The following is a 1782-nucleotide window of genomic DNA, read 5'->3' on the forward strand; positions in this document are numbered from 1 at the left end:
TTTATGGTGCAGCTTAGTCACCCCCATGACCATTGTCGCCGGGGCAACCCGGTTAGGCCTGACAATTTTCTCGCAAAGCGCGTTGACCATTTTCCAGGTGGCATTGGTTTTATCGACCCTTTGGCTGGCAGGAGTTTTAGCTTTAATCCGACATCCGAATTGCGAGAAAAATAAATTTACGTTGCTCTTTGTCATTCTTATATCGGCTATTTTTGCCGATTATTTTCGATCTTTCTATGAGGAGGCGATTGTTCTGGTAGTGTTGCCCTGGTTCCTCTTGGGGCTTTGGCGCTGGCAATCGGACGGTAAACCGGGGCTGATTTTGGTTTCAGCCGCGTGCTTAATCAGTGCGAAAGTTCAAATGATTGGGGCGCTTCCGCTCATTTTGGCGATCATCTGGCGCCCGTGGCTTTCCGTTCCGCGAATCGCGAACCTTCGCGCCTCCACGCGGATTCCCATAGTGCTAACGATTGGCCTGATCGCCTTGAGCGCGCTCTCGCTCGCCCGTTGGGAATATACCCGCAAAGGCGAGGTAAACCGCTACAATCGTTTTTACAGCGGGGTTGGCCAGGCGTTGCAAGGTGTTGCCGATTGGCCCGCCCGGGCGTTCCACATGCGTAATCTTTACGAGCGCGAGCACCGCGCGCAGTTGCAGCAACAGACACTGGCGCTCGAACCGAATCCGGCGCAACCTTTGCTCGGCACGCGGTTTTCCCCCACCGGGGCTATCCTTTGGCGATCCTATAAAGCGCGCGGGGAGTTGGCCACCTTCGATGCGATTGTTGCCCCCGGGGCGCTCGGTAATTTCATTCCCTGGCTGCTCGCGCGGCCCCGAATTTGGCCGGAGATTATTCGGAGCATTGCCATTCTCACGGCAACGGGTGATTACCGGGTTCAGTATTTAAACAACTCTCTTTATCTTCCGGGGCTTAGCGAACTTCAGGATTTCGCGCGATCCTGGCTGGGGGCTTATGGGCTTGTGGCCCTGGCCCTGGCCGCATGGGTCGGGCGGTCCCTTTGGCTCCCCGGGCTGTTTCTCCTAACGCTGCCGTTAGCGGTTTGGGGGGGCGATGGTTTCTATGAGTTCGAAAAGCATTTTGCCCCTTATTGGATGCTTTTGCCTCTTCTGTTCAGCGGCGCGTTCTCGTTTCGCGGCGGGGGCCGCGCGGGCGGGAGTGGAAACCTTGCGGGTGGCTCCCTAAATTCAACGCCATGACCCAATACGCCCCCAATCTCGATGCCATCGCGCGCCTCGCCGAAACCGCGCTGGCGGACATCCCGCCGGAACTGCGCCAATACACGCGCGACCTTGTGTTGAAGGTGGAGGATTTCCCCGACGATGGCGTCGTGGAGGAAATGGGGCTGGAAAGCCCGTTCGACCTGCTCGGCCTCTATCAGGGCGTGGCAATGCCGCTGCAAAGCGTGAGCTACGCCCACCCGGAGCCGCACCGCGTGTTCCTCTATCGCCGCCCGATCCTGGATTATTGGTGCGAGACCGGTGAGGCGCTGGACGATATCGTTCGCCACGTCCTCATTCACGAAATTGGCCATCATTTCGGCTTTTCGGATGAGGATATGGAGCGGATTGAGGGGGAGTGAACCAGTAGTTCATCATTGAACGGAAAGTTCGAATAGAGCCGCATTAACGCGTTGAGCCTATAAACTAAAACTTAGTTAAACTGTCCCTTGAAAGAGCGTGCAGACCCCTGGTAGAGGAAGTGAAGAGGCTTTCTACAAGGGTTGGTTCGATGGCTGAAGTGGCGTTCGACGCAGACTATTATC

The 1782-nt window shown here is 56.4% G+C and carries 3 protein-coding genes; 2 read left to right on the forward strand and 1 reads right to left on the reverse strand.

The window, feature by feature from the left end; translation table 11 throughout:
* On the reverse strand, positions 1–195 hold a 195-nt coding region (locus VZ95_RS27190), incomplete at its 3' end, for a hypothetical protein (protein ID WP_232302641.1).
* Between the two features lie 265 nt (positions 196–460).
* Here VZ95_RS27190 and VZ95_RS24155 point away from each other — a divergent pair.
* On the forward strand, positions 461–1216 hold the full coding sequence (locus VZ95_RS24155) for a hypothetical protein (protein WP_156995266.1): 756 nt from the start codon (positions 461–463) through the stop codon (positions 1214–1216).
* Positions 1213–1599, forward strand: a complete 387-nt coding sequence (locus tag VZ95_RS12215; RefSeq protein ID WP_045776090.1) for a metallopeptidase family protein — start codon at positions 1213–1215, stop codon at positions 1597–1599. The genes VZ95_RS24155 and VZ95_RS12215 overlap by 4 nt, the downstream gene beginning before the upstream one ends.
* The last annotated feature ends 183 nt before the right edge of the window (positions 1600–1782 follow it).

The sequence above is a fragment of the Elstera litoralis genome, assembly GCF_000963705.1.
Taxonomy (GTDB): domain Bacteria; phylum Pseudomonadota; class Alphaproteobacteria; order Elsterales; family Elsteraceae; genus Elstera; species Elstera litoralis.

What these genes read in the sequence shown, in the direction of transcription:
- VZ95_RS12215 (WP_045776090.1), top strand. Translation starts at nt 1,213, where the DNA reads ATGACCCAATACGCCCCCAATCTCGATGCCATCGCGCGCCTCGCCGAA.